This window comes from Rhizobium sp. AQ_MP (genome assembly GCF_014237835.1).
In the GTDB taxonomy this organism is placed as follows: domain Bacteria; phylum Pseudomonadota; class Alphaproteobacteria; order Rhizobiales; family Rhizobiaceae; genus Allorhizobium.
Window position 1 is genome coordinate 134,478 of sequence record NZ_JACJVI010000010.1, and the last position, 14,876, is coordinate 149,353.

The following is a 14,876-nucleotide window of genomic DNA, read 5'->3' on the forward strand; positions in this document are numbered from 1 at the left end:
GACCATGACGCTCGAATTCGCCCCCTTCATCCCCTGGATCGCCATAGCAGCCCTGGCCGTGCTCGCGGTTGTGCTATCCGTCCTCGGCTTCCTGCGCGGCGTGCGCGGCACGGTGATCCGCCTCGCCGCCTCGATCGCGGTGCTGGCAGCGCTGGCCAACCCGCTCCTCCTGCAGGAAGAGCGTGACCCGCTGACCACCGTCGTGCCCGTCATCGTCGACCGCAGCCAGAGCCAGCAGATCGCCGGCCGCGCCGAGCAGACCGATCAGGCGCTGCAGGGCATCCGCGACCGCCTCAGCCGCTTCGCCAATATCGAGCCGCGCATCGTCGAGGTCACCGACCCCGGCGACAGCGACGCCCCGTCCACCAAGCTTTTCGAAGCCCTTGCTGCCGCAACGACGGACGTTCCTCCCGCCCGTGTCGGCGGAGCGATCTTCGTCACCGACGGTCAGGTGCATGACATCCCCGGCGAAAATCAGCCCCTGCCCTTCAACGCGCCGGTCCATTCGCTGATCACCGGCAAGGCCGACGAATTCGACCGCCGCATCGAAATCCTGCGCGCCCCGCGTTTTGGCATCGTCGATGAAGAACAGGAACTGACCTTCCGCGTCTTCGACGACGGTGAAGCCTCCAACCAGCCTGCAGACGTTTCGGTGAAGATGAACGGCGAAGATCTCGGTATCGTCCCGGCAGTCCCCGGCGCTGAGACATCCTTCGCCTTCCGCGTCCCCCGTGGCGGCAACAATGTGCTCGAATTCTCCGTCGCCGCGACTCCTGGCGAAGTCACCGACGTCAACAACCGCGCCATCCATCTGATCGAGGGCATCCGCCAGAACCTGCGTGTGCTGCTCGTCTCCGGCGAGCCGCATGCCGGCGAGCGCGCCTGGCGCAACCTCCTGAAGTCGGACGCCTCGGTCGACCTCGTGCATTTCACCATCCTGCGCCCGCCGGAAAAGCAGGACGGCACGCCGATCAACGAACTCTCGCTGATCGCCTTCCCGACCCGCGAACTCTTCGTCGAGAAGATCAACGACTTCGACCTGATCATCTTCGACCGCTACCAGCATCGCGGCGTGCTGCCGATCCTCTATTACGACTACATTGCCGAATATGTCAGGAACGGTGGCGCCCTGCTGATTGCCGCCGGCCCCGAACATGCCGGCCAGGACTCGATTGCGCTCACGCCGCTCGAATCCGTACTACCGGCGACGCCGACCGGAGACGTGCATCAGGCAGGCTTTTATCCGCGCCTCTCCGACCAGGGCAAACGCCACCCTGTCACCCGCGGCCTGGATGGCTCCGCCGGTGAGCCCCCGCAATGGGGCCGCTGGTTCCGCAGCGTCGAAGTGGGCCGGACCGACGGCGAAACCGTCATGACCGCCGATGGCGACCGCCCGCTGCTCGTCCTGAACCGCGCCAATGAAGGCCGCGTCGCCATGCTGCTCTCCGACCAGGGCTGGCTCTGGGCACGCGGCTTCGAAGGCGGCGGCCCGCATGTCTCGCTCTATCGCCGCATCGCCCACTGGCTGATGAAGGAGCCGGAGCTCGAGGAGGAGGCGCTGAAGGCCCGCGCCACCGGCCGCACGCTGGAAGTGACCCGCCAGACAATCGGCGACGCTCCCGGCCCCGCCTCGATCACCACGCCCTCGGGCGAAACCATCGCGTTGAACCTCAACGAGATCCAGCCCGGCCTTTATCGCGGCGAACGCCGCATGACCGAAACCGGCCTCTTCACCGTGACCAACGGCGACTTCTCGACCCTCGTCCATGTCGGCGCCGTCGACGCCCCCGAATTCCGCGCAATGATCTCCAGCACGGATACGCTGTCGCCGATCAGCGCGGAAACCCGCGGCCTCACCGCCCGCCTCGACGACGGCGATGCCTCCGTCCGCATCCCCGACATCCTGCCGGTGCGCGGCGAAATCCGCGTCGCCGACGACCGCCGCATGCTGATCAAGCTGACGGACGAAACGGTGCTCAAGGGCGTCAACACAATGCCACTGTTTGCCGGTTTTGCCGGCTTGGGGATCTTGCTGCTCGCGGTCTCCGCCATGTGGTGGCGCGAGGGGCGGTAAGGCTGTCAAACGGGAGATCTGGATTCTCCAGCATTTTCCCGTTATGGTAGCGATATGACCAAAGCCGACCTCAAGCAGACACCGACGGGAGAATGGATGCTGCGCGATCCGCGCACAGGCCAGTATGTCGAACTGCGTGGTGCGAACTCCATGAAGGTTTCGGATCTTCCGTTGAGGAAGGGGATCGATCTGACCTAGCCGATCGCAGCTCAGGCTCTGGATGCCGTTTCAGGCTCGCAAAAATCTAAGTAGCACCAGCTATGGCCGGAGCGCTTCTCGACACCCACGCGCTCTACTGGTTGATCACCGCAGCAAGCACCATGTCGCAGGAATCTCTTCTGGCAATCGCCGAAAGCCAGACATCAAAGCGGCTCTTGATTTCGCCGATCAGCGCTTGGGAACTCTCGCTGGCCGCCCTTAAACCGGCGCACAAAGACCCGATGCTTCTGGATGACAAGTCGCCTTCACGCTGGTTTTCGTTGGCAATGGCCGCGACCGGCGCAAGAGTCGCACCTATACACCACAGAATTGCCTGCGAAGCCGCAACAGTGGTGGTCGACACAGGGCACAAGGACCCCGGCGATTGTTATTTGATTGCAACGTCGCGCGTCAAAAACACACCGCTGATTACGAGAGATCGGACACTGATCGAACTTGCCGCCAAGGGCCACCTAGAGATTATCCGGTGTTGATGCGAATAAAACTAAACATATGCACCCACGCCATTCCATTTTCGAGAGGAGAGGACCGATGAAGGACCAGCCCCACGACAATGCGATGGCAAGCCTCTTCCGCGAAGACCCGGCATTGGCAGCAGCGACACTGGACGCGATCCTTGCCGATGGCGACCGGGAAGAACTGCTCGTGGCCGTGCGGCAAACCAACATGGCCTTCGGCGGAACATCTGTGAGCGCGACGCCATGCAGTGAAGATCCACCAGGCTCCGTCGGTTCAACCTGATGCCAGCAAAGGCCCCACACTTGAAGCTTCTTTCCCTGAATTGCTGGGCCGGGCGCCTGTTTCCCTCGATAGGTGATTACATCCTGTCGGAGAACGCCGACGTGATCTGCCTTCAGGAAGTCCTCCGATCGGACACCACGGAAGCGGAATGGGTGACCTATCGGGATGGTCACCTGGAGTACCAGCAGCGCGCCAACCTCTTTGAAGACATGCGCGCCATTCTCCCGGATCACGACGCCTTCTTCTGCACCTCCATGCGGGGTGAACTGAGCGCAAACACCGGGCCCATATGGGCGGAGTTCGGTCTGGCGACCTTCATCCACCGACGCCTTCCAGTGCTCGGCCATGCCATGGACTTTATCCATGGCCAATACCGGCACGACGGCTGGGGACCGCATCCTCGCCCCCGCAACGCGCATGTCATCAGGATTTACCACCCGCAAACCGCAGAACCGGTCACCATCGCCCACCTACACGGCCTGCGTGGCGAGGATGGCAAGCACGACACTCAGGAACGTCTGGCCCAGGCCCATGCGCTGGTCGCCTTGATCAATCGCCTCTGGCGTCCAAACGAGAAACTCATCGTCTGTGGCGATTTCAACCTCCTGCCCGAGAGCGTTACCTTTGAGATCCTGCAATCATGCGGACTGATGGACCTGGTGACGGCACGCGCCTTCACCGGAACACGAACGTCCCACTATACAAAGCCGGAACGGTTTGCGGATTACATCCTGGTGAGCGGCGAGATCGATGTCTCCCGCTTCGAAGTCGTCCGCGAACCCGAGGTTTCCGATCATTGCCCGCTCCTCCTGGAGTTCACCTGATCCCTCGGGGCAGAGCTTTGGCAACCGATCCAACACCTCGACACACCGTCCTCCCTGGCCTAATCTTAGCCCCATGACCCCACCCCTATCCCTCTCCGATACCGTTCCCGAAACCGCCCGCGAGGCGATCCTCGCCGGCATCCGCGCTCACAACGACACCCTGCTCGGCCCAACCGACCGCAGGGACCTCTTCATCCCGATCACGGCGGAGAACGGGAGCGTCGATGGTGGCCTGATCGGCTATACCGGTCGAGGTTGGCTATACGTGGAACTGCTCTTCGTCCCCGAACGTCTGCGCGGAGAGGGCATGGCGGGGAAACTTCTGGCATTGGCCGAAGAGGAAGCGCGGGCGCGCGGCTGCATCGGTGCCAATATCGACACGATCAACCCTGTGGCTCGCCGCGTTTATGAGCGGGCAGGCTACCAGGTCTTCGGTCGTATCGAGAACTTTTCGAAAGGCCTCGATATCTGCTGGCTGCTCAAGAGGTTCGGGGAAGCGCCTGAATCACAACATCAGGCCGAGGCATAGGCGCGGACAGGTGCCTCTTCCGTTGCGGAAACGGGCTCGGCAATCACCGCCTTGCAGTCTCGCCAGGCGATTACGCCGTTCAGCCGTTCGTGCACGTCCTTTGCAAGCGGCACCACCAGTACACGGTTCGGATCGACAGGCCCGGGGAAATCAAGCGCCTTGTAAGCCACCTTTTCGAAGCCGAGCGGCATGTAGTAGGGCGGGTCGCCGATCAGGATCACGCCTTCCGAGCCCTTGCGCCGCGCCGCCTCGATGGCGATCCGCACGAGTTCGCGGCCAATGCCCCGGTTCTTGTGGGAAGGGCGAACCGCAAGCGGCCCGAGCAGATGCCCCTTCACACCGCCCGCCAACACCGGCGTCATGCGCACCGAGGCGATCGTCTCGCCATTGTCGGCGCAGATGAAGGAGAGCGAGCGGTCATGTGGCCCCTGCTCACGAATGCGCGCGGCCGCACGGGTGTGCCGGCCGGGACCGAAGGCCTCTTCGTTGATCAGTTCGATAACCGCGTCATGCGACGCATCCTCGGTGAGGTAGACAAGGCCAGAGTGAAACATGGATGACCGAAACCATTAGACAGACAGCAATAGGGTTCACGCGCACGGATATCGTGCGTTCGAGAGCTTCAGCGTCGTCGTGGGTTCCGTGCGGGGGTCATCGGGGCCTTTCAGGGGTACGATCTTTGTTCCGATAGCAGCAAATTTTCCGCGCGTCCAACAGAAAACGCACTGTTCAATCCATGGCCTCTCGCAATCGCGGCCAACAGCCGTATCTTCCCGCTCAAGTTCAAACGAGAAGGAAGCACCCATGGGCAGGCTAATGGATGGCGTCTGGCAGGATGTCTGGTACGATACGAAATCGACCTCCGGTCACTTCAAGCGCGCCAATTCGAGCTTTCGCAACTGGGTGACGGCAGACGGATCGGCAGGCCCCTCAGGCAAAGCAGGCTTCAAAGCCGAGGCCGGTCGATACCACCTCTACGTCTCCTACGCCTGTCCATGGGCACATCGCACGCTGATATTCCGCAAGCTGAAAGGTCTCGAAGACCTGATCTCGGTCTCGGTCGTCGATCCGCTAATGCTGGCAAACGGCTGGGAGTTTCACGAGCGTGACGGCGCAACCGTCGATCATCTGTTTGGCTCCGACTATCTCTGGCAGGTCTATGTCAAAGCCGACCCAGCTTTCTCGGGGCGCGTCACGGTACCGGTGCTCTGGGACAAGCAGACCGGCACGATCGTCTCGAATGAAAGCGCCGAGATCATCCGCATGTTCAACTCTGCCTTCGATCACCTGACCGGCTCGACCCTCGACATGCACCCGCAGGATCTGCACGCCGACATCGACGAGATCAACACCCGCATCTACGACACCGTCAACAACGGCGTCTACAAGGCAGGTTTCGCCACGACGCAGGAGGCTTACGAAAGCGCCGTCTATCCGCTCTTCGAGACGCTGGACTGGCTGGAAGAACGCCTGTCGAACCAGCGTTATCTCTTCGGCGACCGTGTCACCGAAGCAGACTGGCGCCTCTTCACCACGCTGGTGCGCTTCGATCCTGTCTATGTCGGCCATTTCAAGTGCAACATCCGCCGCATCGCCGATTATCCGGCAATGTCGGCTTATCTGCGCGATCTTTACCAGACGCCGGGCGTGGCCGAGACGGTCGAGATGCACCACATCAAGCATCACTATTATCGCAGCCACACCATGATCAATCCGACGGGTGTGGTGCCGGTTGGCCCGGATGAGGACCTGATGGCCCCGCACGGGCGTGAGACGCTCGGCGCCTGAGACTACCAGTGATGCGCGGGGGCGATCTCTCCGCGCAGCTCGGCAATTCGCCGCCGCGTCGCTTCAGTCGTCGCCTCCGGCAATGCGTCGGGTGGGAAGAACCCGCATTCGGCGATCTCACGGTCCGCCGGGCGATCAGCCGTCTGCCGCACCGTAACCCGGTAGAGCAAAACATGATCGCGTCCGCTGATCCGCGCATTGAAATAGGCATGGAAGAGTTCCGGGGCGCCGAGCGCCTCCAGATTTCCCTCCTCGCGCATTTCCTTGATCAGCGCCTCCATCGCGGTTTCGCCACGCTCGACCCCGCCGCCCGGCAGATGCCAGCCCGGCACATAGGTGTGCCGCACGAGAAACACCCGGCCCACCTCGTCGAAACAGGCCGCCCGCACCCCGAGCGTCATGCCGCGGCTGGCGGCGAAATAGACATGCAGCAGACGAACAAGGAACCTCTTCGGCCATCCGAGCCTTTCGCTATCAGGGCCTGTTCCTGCCCCACCCGCTGGCTTCATTTTTCTTGCCCCTCGGTTTCAGCGCCGCTATGAGAAGCGCCATGTTCAAGCTCGCCCACATCTCCGACGTGCATCTCGGCCCGCTGCCGAACCTGACGATCCGGGAACTGGCCTCGAAGCGGATTACGGGCTATGTGAACTGGCATCGCAACCGCCGCAAGCATCTTTTCCCCAATGCACTGGAAATAGTCTTGGACGCGCTTCGCACCGAGAACCCCGATCATCTTGCGATCACCGGCGACCTGGTAAACCTCGCTTCGAAGCTTGAGGTCAAGCTGGTCTCCGAATGGCTAAAGGAAGCCGGCGCCCCCCTCGACACCTCCGTCGTCCCCGGTAACCACGACGCCTATGTGCCCGGCGCCCATGAACGCGTCGTGCAAGCCTGGTACGACTACATGCGTGGCGACGACGATCCGCTGATCTTCCAGGACGACCACAAGCTCTTCCCCTATATCCGCCGCCGTGGCCCAGTCGCGCTGATCGGCTGCTCGACCTCGATCGCCACCCCGCCCTTCTCCGCCCAGGGCTATTTCAGCGGCCGCCAGGCGCGCGAGACGGCAGGACTGTTGAAGGCGGCCGGTGAGGAAGGTCTGTTCCGCGTCGTGATGATCCACCATCCGCCGATCCGGGGTGCTGCCCCCCAGCACAAGCGCATGCTCGGTATCCGGCGCTTCGCGGCTGCCATCCGCACCGGCGGCGCCGAACTCGTGCTGCATGGCCACACGCATCTCAACACGCTCTACTGGCTAGCAGACCGCGAAAAGAAGGTCCCCGTCGTCGGCATCGCCTCCGCCAGCCAGGGCCCCGGCGCCAAGAAACCGGCCGCCGGCTACAATCTCTTCTCGATCGATGGTGAAGCCGGAAACTGGCAGCTCGACTGGCAACGCTACAAGATCGAGCGCGAAGACGCGCCTCTGAAGCTCGACCACGCAGAGCGTCTGCTGGGCGGCTGACTTCAGCCGTTTGCCAGAGCCGCCTTGAGCGCTGCTGCCACGGACACCGGCGCCTCGTCGATCAGCATATGCCCTGCCCCCTCGACCAAGGTCACCACCGCACCCGGCCAGATCGTCGACGCCTGCTCGACCGGCAGGATCGGATCTGCGGTGCCCCATAGGAGCCGCGTCGGGATCCCAAGACCGTCGAAGGATCGCAGCGGCAACGTCCCCTGCCCCGTCCGACCGTCGCGCTCGACCAGGAAGGAGGCGAGAATGGCCAGCAGCCGATCCACGGCGGCGGGTGCCTGGCGCGCCGCAGCCAGCCGTTCGAGGCCGAATCCATCCGCCACATGGCCTGGTGCCATCATCGCCGCAAGCGCCGTGGCAAGCTCACCTGGCTCAGCCGCAACCGCATAGCGCCGCAGGGCCTGATGATCGATCTCGAAGCCGAAACCACCGGGGGCTAGAAGCGTCAGTGAGCAAATACGGGAGGCAGCCTTCAGCGCAACGAGGCTCGCCACCGCCCCGCCCATCGAGTGACCGCAGAGATGGAAGGAGGACACGCCCCGCCGGTCGAGATCAGCCAGTATGGCCTTGGCCATCACCCCGGCATGCCCGACGCCCTCGGCATCGAGCGAGCCTCCATGCCCCGGAAGATCGTAGATGATAAGCGGCTGATCAGCATCGAGCCGGTCGATGACCGGCGCCCAGAGCGCGCCAATCCCGCCGAACCCGTGCAGCAGCACGAGTGGGGTCTTCGCCGAGGACAGATGTCGAACCTCGGCGAAGAGCATCATGGCTTCACGCCTTCTTCTGCTCGTCGAGCACGCGGTTGGCCGCCGAGACGATGGCCTCCAGAGAGGCTGTCACGATATTGGTGTTGATGCCAGCCCCGAACAGCTTGCCGCCGGCATGTGCCATCTCGACATAGGCAATGGCCGCTGCGTTCGAACCATGCTGCAGCGAATGCTCGGAATAATCCTGCACAGAGAGATCAATGCCGAGATAGGTCGACAGCGCATTGACGAAACCGTCGATCGGACCCGTGCCCTTGCCCTCGATCCGCTTCACCTCGCCATTGTCGGTGATTTCGGCGGCAACCACGCGGATGCCCTTCTTCTCCGTATCCGGAAAGGTGTGGTGGTCTACGAATTTCAGGCGCGAACCAGTCTGATCGACATAACGCTCGATGAAGCGTTCATAGATCTTCTTCGACGGCAGTTCCTTGCCCTCCTCGTCGGTGATCCGCTGGATGTCCTCGCGGAACTCGATCTGCAGATTGCGCGGCAGGTTGATGCCGTAATCCTCCTGCAGGATATAGGCGATGCCGCCCTTGCCCGACTGCGAGTTGATGCGGATGATCGCCTCATAGGTGCGGCCGACATCCTGCGGATCGATCGGCAGATAAGGCACTTCCCAGATCGGCGAATTGGCCTTTTTGATCGCCTTCATGCCCTTGTTGATCGCATCCTGATGCGAGCCGGAGAAAGCCGTGTAGACCAGCTCGCCGACATAAGGATGACGCTCGGGGATCACCATCTCGTTGGAATATTCGTAGACCGCCTTGATCCGCTCGATGTCGGTGCAATCCAGTTTCGGGTCAACACCCTGCGTATACATGTTGAGCGCCAGCGTCACGACGTCAACATTGCCGGTGCGCTCGCCATTGCCGAACAGCGTGCCCTCGACACGATCGGCACCGGCCATCAGGCCGAGTTCGGTCGCGGCAATGCCCGTGCCCCGGTCATTATGCGGATGCAGCGAGATGATCACGTTCTCGCGGTTGTCGATGTTGCGGCACATCCATTCGATCTGGTCAGCATAGATGTTCGGCGTCGCCATCTCGACGGTCGACGGCAGGTTGAGGATCAGCTTGTTCTCCGCCGTCGGCTTTACCTCGGCGATGACGGCATTGCAGATCTCCAGCGCTACTTCCAGCTCGGTGCCGGTGAAGCTTTCCGGCGAATACTCGAAGCGATAGCCGCCGCCAGCCTTGGCCGACATGTCCATGATCATCTTCGCCGCATCGACGGCGATCTGCTTGATCCCGGCGACATCCTTGCCGAACACCACGCGGCGCTGCAGTTCGGAGGTCGAGTTGTAGAAATGGATGATCGGGTTCGTGGCCCCTTCCAGCGCTTCGAAGGTCCGCGTGATCAGCTCAGGGCGGCACTGTACCAAAACCTGCAGGGAGACGTCGGCGGGAACTCCACCCTCTTCCACGCACCAGCGGGCAAAGTCAAAATCGGTCTGCGACGCGGACGGAAAGCCGATCTCAATTTCCTTGAAGCCCATGTCGAGCAAGAGCTGGAACATCCGGGCCTTGCGGTCATGGCCCATCGGGTTGACCAGCGACTGGTTGCCATCGCGCAAGTCGACGGAACACCAGATCGGCGCCTTGTCGATCACCTTCGACGGCCAGGTGCGGTCGGCAATGTCGATCTGCGGATAAGGGCGATACTTGGTGGCGGCGTCCGGCATGCCCTGCTTGACGGTATGGGTCTTCAAAATCATCGTCTTCGTCTCTTCTCGTCCTCGTCGGCGTGAACGGCTGATAGCAAATCAGCCTGGCTTTGACACGTCCGAACGAACCCTGTTCAGGGAATTACTGATCTGGATTAGGGAGTTTTCGAGGAGCAATCGCCAAACGGCTGACCCGGCCGCCGGGCGCTCCTCAACGGACCCGGCAACCGCGGATAAGGCCGAGAAGAAGAAGCGAGTTTGGCACCGACGCGACAAAGCCGGCCGCAGAGCGGGCCGTCATGTCAGTCGCAGCAAAGGTCGTGCCGTTGGTCTTCATGAGATGAGGAATAACGCGACGAACTGAATCGCGCAAGGGTGTTATTTCGGCCAGGGGGCCCCCTTCAGCTTCTCGCCGATCCATCCGGCGAGAAGGGCTTCTCGGGTCACACCCAATCGAGCAGCCTCCTCGTCCAGCTGCCGCAATTGCAGCGCCGAAAGATGTAAGCTGGTTTCGATCGGCTCATTGGGTCGCCAAGCGTTCTCCCAGTCGAGATACTCGCTGATATCCTCCCCATCATCGAATTTCTTGTCAAATTCGGCTGCGGTTATAGTTTTCATAGCGCTCTTTCTCCATGGCCCGGGCCCGTCTGACAGAAATCAGTCGAACCGTTTCACTGCGCAGGACGTAAACGGCCACCCATAAACGGCCGTCCATTTCCGCAATAAGTGCGTATCGAGCTTCGCCTACATACTTGGCTCGGATGATCAGCCTCAGTTTGTCCCGCCAAAGGGCTTGAGCCTCGACAAAGTCGACGCCGTGCTTGTCTTTGTTGCTGGCGCTCTTGGCCGGATCGAACTCGAAATCCATGCATCAATGTAACACACGCAACGCGTAGACTCCAGTTTTCAACCCTTCCGTGCAGCCTTCACCAGTCCCAGCATCGCCACACCCGCAATCAAACCCCAGAAAGCCCCTGAGATCCCCAGAATGGAAATCCCCGAAGCCGTCACCAGGAAGGTCACCGCAGCAGCCTCCCGCGTCTCGGGCACCTGAAACGCCGCCACCGCCGAGCCGGAAAACGCCCCGATCAGCGCCAGACCCGCCACCGACTGAATGAGGATCGGTGGCGCAAGCGACACGAAGCCGGTCACGGCACCAGCCGCCAGCCCGAGCAGCACATAGCCGATGCCGGCGATGATCGCCGCCCAGTAGCGCCGCTTCGGATCGGCATGCGCATCCTCACCGGCACACATCGCAGCCGTGATCGCCGCGAGGTTCACCGCATGGCCGCCGAACGGCGCAGAGAGCGCCGAAAACACACCCGTCACCGCAAACATCGGCCCCGGATTGGGCTCGTATTTGTTGACCTTGAGGATCGCGATACCAGGAATGTTCTGCGAGGCCATGGTGACGATGAAGAGCGGCAGCGCGATCGACACCAGCGTCGGCAGCGTGAAGACCGGCATCACGAACTCCACCGGCGGCGCAAGTGACGCCGCCCAGCTCGCCATCGCCCCCTCGGGCAGATCCACGCCGAAGACGATGACGACCACAAAGGTCAAGAGAGCCGCCGGCACCGCGTAGAGCCGCTTGAACGCCGCCACCACCGCCCAGACCACGAGAATGGGCAGCCCGAGCAACGGATCGAAGGCCACGGCCTTGAACGGCGCAAAGCAGAGATTGAGGATGACACCCGCGAGCATGGCATTCGCAATCGGCGCCGGGATCGCCGCCACGGCCCGCCCGAAAGGCCGGATGAGGCCAGCGAGCACGATCAGCGCCGCGCAAACGAGAAACGCCCCGACGGCCGCCGGAAAACCGCCGACCGGAATGCCCGCCGTTGCCATCAGTGCCGCGCCCGGCGTCGACCAGGCGACCGAAACCGGCAGCTTCGTCCACACACTCAAGACGATCCCGCAGATCCCCATGGCGACCGAAAGCGCCATCAGCCCGGACGCTGCCTCGTAGTCCGTGGCACCGACGCCCTTCAGCCCCTGCAGGACGACGGCGAAGGAACTGGCAAAACCGACAAAGGCGACGAGCACGCCCATGAAGGCGGCCTGGGGAGAAAAGTCTTTGAGCATGATGGACTCGGGGCACGAGAGCTGGTGAACTCCAGCCCAATCAAATTCCAGCCCGCCTTGCAAGCCGGGACAGGCCGCGATCCGTACGCCTCTGGCGTCAGGCGGGCTTTGTCACAGGTCCGGCGTCACCCGATGCCGTAACGTCATCTGCAGCCGCCGCCTCAAAACGCGCCAGAACCACCCGGTCACGACCGCCACGTTTGGCGGCGTAGAGCGCTTCATCCGCCCGAGCCACGAGCTGCGCAATCGACATCGCTACGGGCGCGACCGCCACTCCGGCACTCATTGTCACGGGGATCGCCGTGCCCTCATGCAGGATCAGCTGGGATCCGATCGAGCGGCGCAGCTCTTCCGCGATCTGTTGGGCCTCGTCCTTTCCCGCGCCCGGCAGGAACAGCCCGAATTCTTCCCCGCCCATGCGCGCAAGTATGGCATCCGGCCCGAGCAGCCTCCCCATCGCCTGCGCCACGGACGTTAGCACCAGATCCCCTGCCAGATGCCCATGCCGGTCGTTCACCTGCTTGAAGTGGTCGATATCGATGATGACATAGGCGCTGCCTTTCGGCGCCTGCCGCGGCAGACGGTCCATCATCCAGTGGCGGTTGCGGATCCCCGTCAGGCTGTCGGTTTCGGTGAGCGCAATCAGCCGCCGCTCCGCCCGCTCCTGAACCAGGATCAGGACGAACATGGCGATGGCAAACTGGCAGAGGATCAGGACCAGAAAGGTCGTCGGCGGGCTCACCGGCAACCGTCCCGGATAGGCAATGGCGGCCAGGGTGGTGAAGGCAATGACCGCCTTGCAGACAAGCGCACCACCAAGACCCCAACGGGTCTGAAGAAACTCACCGGGGCGGTCTCGAACCACAAGCCAGGCGCTGGCCAGCGCGAAGCTCCCCATGACCGCGAGGAAGACGGAAGCGCGCTCGGCATTATGCAGATAGAAGCCGCTGATCCGCGCCCAAACCGTCAGGCCCAGCGGCAGCACGAGCACGAACCAGGCGCGCCCCGCCGGCCTCTCTTCCGTCAGATTGATCAAGCCCACCCAGAAGAGCGCATAGGAGGCGGGCCCGCTGAGAAAGCTCCAGAAGGTCCAGGTTTCATAGTCGACGACGCCCTGCGCTCCGGTAGCAGCGAGCAGCGAACCCATGCCCAGAACCAGGAAAGCCGCAGCCATCTTGCCAAGTCCACGGCTTCGCCGCGATCGGAAGCGCACATAGAGGAAACACATCGCACCGACCAGAAGCGACAGGGGATGGAGCGTCAGGATGGTGGCGAGATCGAGATGCATGCGTTTCACGGGTTGATTGTTCCACCTGCAATTATCGCCCCAGAGGTTGCCGCTTCCTAAAGACAGCCCGTCACCTTTTGCATGGCAGCACCCCGCTCAACGCAGGGCGGCAGGTTCCGCCGCGATCACCGGCGTCATCGTCACTTCATGATTTGCGGCCAAACAGTCCAGAACGCTGAAAAACCTAAGCTTCCGCTTGCGTTTTCACCCCCTTTTGCCTATGGGACCCCCCGACGCATTCGGGGCGTCCCGTTCACTTCCGCCAGATATGGCTGGGTTCACGAAGGATAGAGCCTTGATCCAGACTCCCTATTACCTGATCGACAAGTCCAAGCTGCTCCACAACATGGAGAAGATCGCGACTTTGCGCGAACTCTCCGGCGCGAAGGCGCTTCTGGCACTGAAATGTTTCGCCACCTGGTCGGTCTTCGATTTCATGCGCGACTATATGGACGGCACGACCTCCTCCTCGCTCAACGAAGTCCGCCTCGGCCATGAGCGTTTCGGCAAGGAAACCCATGCCTATTCGGTGGCTTACGCCGATTACGAGATCGACGAAGTCGTCTCCCATGCCGACAAGATCATCTTCAATTCACTCGGCCAGCTGACCCGCTTCGAGCAGCAGTCGTCCGGCATCATCCGCGGCCTGCGCCTGAACCCCGGCGTCTCCTCCTCGAGCTTCGACCTTGCCGATCCCGCCCGCCCCTTCTCGCGTCTGGGCGAGTGGGACCTGAAGAAGGTCGAGCCGGTCATGGACCTGATCTCCGGCTTCATGATCCACAACAACTGCGAAAACGGGGATTTCGACCTCTTCGACAAGATGCTCGGCGACATCGAACAAAAGTTCGGCCCCCTGCTGAAGAAGGCCGACTGGGTCTCGCTCGGCGGCGGCATCCATTTCACCGGCGAAAACTATCCGCTGGAGAAGTTTGCCGAGCGCCTCAAGCGTTTCTCCGGCGAGTTCGGCGTCCAGGTCTATCTGGAGCCCGGCGAAGCCTCGATCACCAAGTCGACCACGCTCGAAGTCACCGTGCTCGACAAGCTCTATAACGGCAAGGATCTTGTCGTGGTGGACTCGTCCATCGAAGCGCATCTCCTCGATCTCCTGATCTACCGGGAAAGCGCGAAGGTCCACCCCAACCAGGGACCGCACCGGTACCAGGTCTGCGGCAAGTCCTGCCTCGCGGGCGATATCTTCGGCGAGTTCAATTTCGAACAGGAACTGAACATCGGCGACCGCATCTCGCTGCAGGACACCGCCGGCTACACGATGGTCAAGAAAAACTGGTTTAACGGCGTGCAAATGCCGGCAATCGCCATCCGCGAACTGGATGGCAGCCTCAGGACGGTCCGTGAGTTCGACTACACGGACTACGAAACAAGCCTGTCCTGAACTCCCTCAGGAACAGGTTCTGACGATT

Annotated in this window: 17 protein-coding genes; 9 read left to right on the forward strand and 8 right to left on the reverse strand. The window is 62.1% G+C overall.

The annotated features are described in order from the left end of the window. Positions 1-4: 4 nt before the first annotated feature. From H6M51_RS15855 to H6M51_RS15880, 6 genes are all read left to right on the forward strand, one after another. On the forward strand, positions 5-2,074 hold the full coding sequence (locus H6M51_RS15855; protein ID WP_185810786.1) for a hypothetical protein: 2,070 nt from the start codon (positions 5-7) through the stop codon (positions 2,072-2,074). 54 nt (positions 2,075-2,128) lie between these two features. Then, a complete protein-coding gene (locus H6M51_RS15860; protein ID WP_185810787.1) occupies positions 2,129-2,272 on the forward strand; it encodes a hypothetical protein in 144 nt (47 codons plus the stop codon). A 62-nt stretch (positions 2,273-2,334) separates the two neighbouring features. Continuing rightward, positions 2,335-2,766, forward strand: coding sequence for a type II toxin-antitoxin system VapC family toxin (locus tag H6M51_RS15865; RefSeq protein WP_185810788.1), 432 nt, complete (start codon positions 2,335-2,337; stop codon positions 2,764-2,766). A gap of 58 nt (positions 2,767-2,824) precedes the next feature. Continuing rightward, positions 2,825-3,034: a hypothetical protein gene (locus H6M51_RS15870; RefSeq protein ID WP_185810789.1), complete on the forward strand. Its 210-nt coding sequence runs from the start codon at positions 2,825-2,827 to the stop codon at positions 3,032-3,034. Positions 3,035-3,054: 20 nt separating this feature from the next. Further along, positions 3,055-3,858 carry an endonuclease/exonuclease/phosphatase family protein gene (locus tag H6M51_RS15875; RefSeq protein ID WP_185810790.1) on the forward strand — a complete coding sequence of 268 codons (804 nt, stop codon included), beginning with the start codon at positions 3,055-3,057 and terminating at the stop codon, positions 3,856-3,858. Between the two features lie 73 nt (positions 3,859-3,931). Then, positions 3,932-4,387 carry an N-acetyltransferase gene (locus H6M51_RS15880; RefSeq protein WP_185810791.1) on the forward strand — a complete coding sequence of 152 codons (456 nt, stop codon included), beginning with the start codon at positions 3,932-3,934 and terminating at the stop codon, positions 4,385-4,387. On the opposite strand, the gene H6M51_RS15885 is transcribed toward H6M51_RS15880, so the two are convergent. Further along, complete coding sequence (locus tag H6M51_RS15885; RefSeq protein ID WP_185810792.1) at positions 4,372-4,941, reverse strand: GNAT family N-acetyltransferase; 570 nt, start codon at positions 4,939-4,941, stop codon at positions 4,372-4,374. The genes H6M51_RS15880 and H6M51_RS15885 overlap by 16 nt on opposite strands. Before the next feature lie 250 nt (positions 4,942-5,191). On the opposite strand from H6M51_RS15885, the gene H6M51_RS15890 reads away from it, so the two are divergent. Beyond that, positions 5,192-6,175 carry a glutathione S-transferase family protein gene (locus H6M51_RS15890; protein WP_185810793.1) on the forward strand — a complete coding sequence of 328 codons (984 nt, stop codon included), beginning with the start codon at positions 5,192-5,194 and terminating at the stop codon, positions 6,173-6,175. Positions 6,176-6,177: 2 nt separating this feature from the next. Here H6M51_RS15890 and H6M51_RS15895 read toward each other — a convergent pair whose 3' ends face one another. Beyond that, on the reverse strand, positions 6,178-6,684 hold the full coding sequence (locus tag H6M51_RS15895) for an NUDIX domain-containing protein (RefSeq protein ID WP_185810794.1): 507 nt from the start codon (positions 6,682-6,684) through the stop codon (positions 6,178-6,180). A 41-nt stretch (positions 6,685-6,725) separates the two neighbouring features. Here H6M51_RS15895 and H6M51_RS15900 point away from each other — a divergent pair, with 41 nt between their 5' ends. Further along, positions 6,726-7,637 carry a metallophosphoesterase gene (locus tag H6M51_RS15900; RefSeq protein ID WP_185810795.1) on the forward strand — a complete coding sequence of 304 codons (912 nt, stop codon included), beginning with the start codon at positions 6,726-6,728 and terminating at the stop codon, positions 7,635-7,637. Positions 7,638-7,639: 2 nt separating this feature from the next. Here H6M51_RS15900 and H6M51_RS15905 read toward each other — a convergent pair whose 3' ends face one another. From H6M51_RS15905 to H6M51_RS15930, 6 genes are all read right to left on the reverse strand, one after another. Further along, on the reverse strand, positions 7,640-8,416 hold the full coding sequence (locus H6M51_RS15905; RefSeq protein ID WP_185810796.1) for an alpha/beta fold hydrolase: 777 nt from the start codon (positions 8,414-8,416) through the stop codon (positions 7,640-7,642). A gap of 4 nt (positions 8,417-8,420) precedes the next feature. Then, positions 8,421-10,133, reverse strand: coding sequence for a 2-isopropylmalate synthase (gene leuA, locus H6M51_RS15910; protein WP_185810797.1), 1,713 nt, complete (start codon positions 10,131-10,133; stop codon positions 8,421-8,423). Between the two features lie 327 nt (positions 10,134-10,460). After that, positions 10,461-10,700 (reverse strand): type II toxin-antitoxin system BrnA family antitoxin, encoded by a 240-nt coding sequence (brnA, locus tag H6M51_RS15915; protein WP_185810798.1) that lies wholly within the window; start codon positions 10,698-10,700, stop codon positions 10,461-10,463. Beyond that, a complete protein-coding gene (locus H6M51_RS15920) occupies positions 10,672-10,950 on the reverse strand; it encodes a BrnT family toxin (RefSeq protein ID WP_185810799.1) in 279 nt (92 codons plus the stop codon). Before H6M51_RS15920 ends, brnA begins: the two co-directional genes overlap by 29 nt. Positions 10,951-10,988: 38 nt before the next feature. Then, positions 10,989-12,167 (reverse strand): benzoate/H(+) symporter BenE family transporter, encoded by a 1,179-nt coding sequence (locus tag H6M51_RS15925; RefSeq protein WP_185810800.1) that lies wholly within the window; start codon positions 12,165-12,167, stop codon positions 10,989-10,991. A 97-nt stretch (positions 12,168-12,264) separates the two neighbouring features. Then, positions 12,265-13,455, reverse strand: coding sequence for a diguanylate cyclase (locus H6M51_RS15930; RefSeq protein ID WP_246780544.1), 1,191 nt, complete (start codon positions 13,453-13,455; stop codon positions 12,265-12,267). A gap of 295 nt (positions 13,456-13,750) precedes the next feature. Between H6M51_RS15930 and H6M51_RS15935 the strand changes: the two genes are divergently transcribed. Next, entirely contained in the window at positions 13,751-14,848 is a 1,098-nt protein-coding gene (locus H6M51_RS15935) for a carboxynorspermidine decarboxylase (RefSeq protein ID WP_185810802.1), read from the forward strand. Positions 14,849-14,876: the final 28 nt, after the last annotated feature.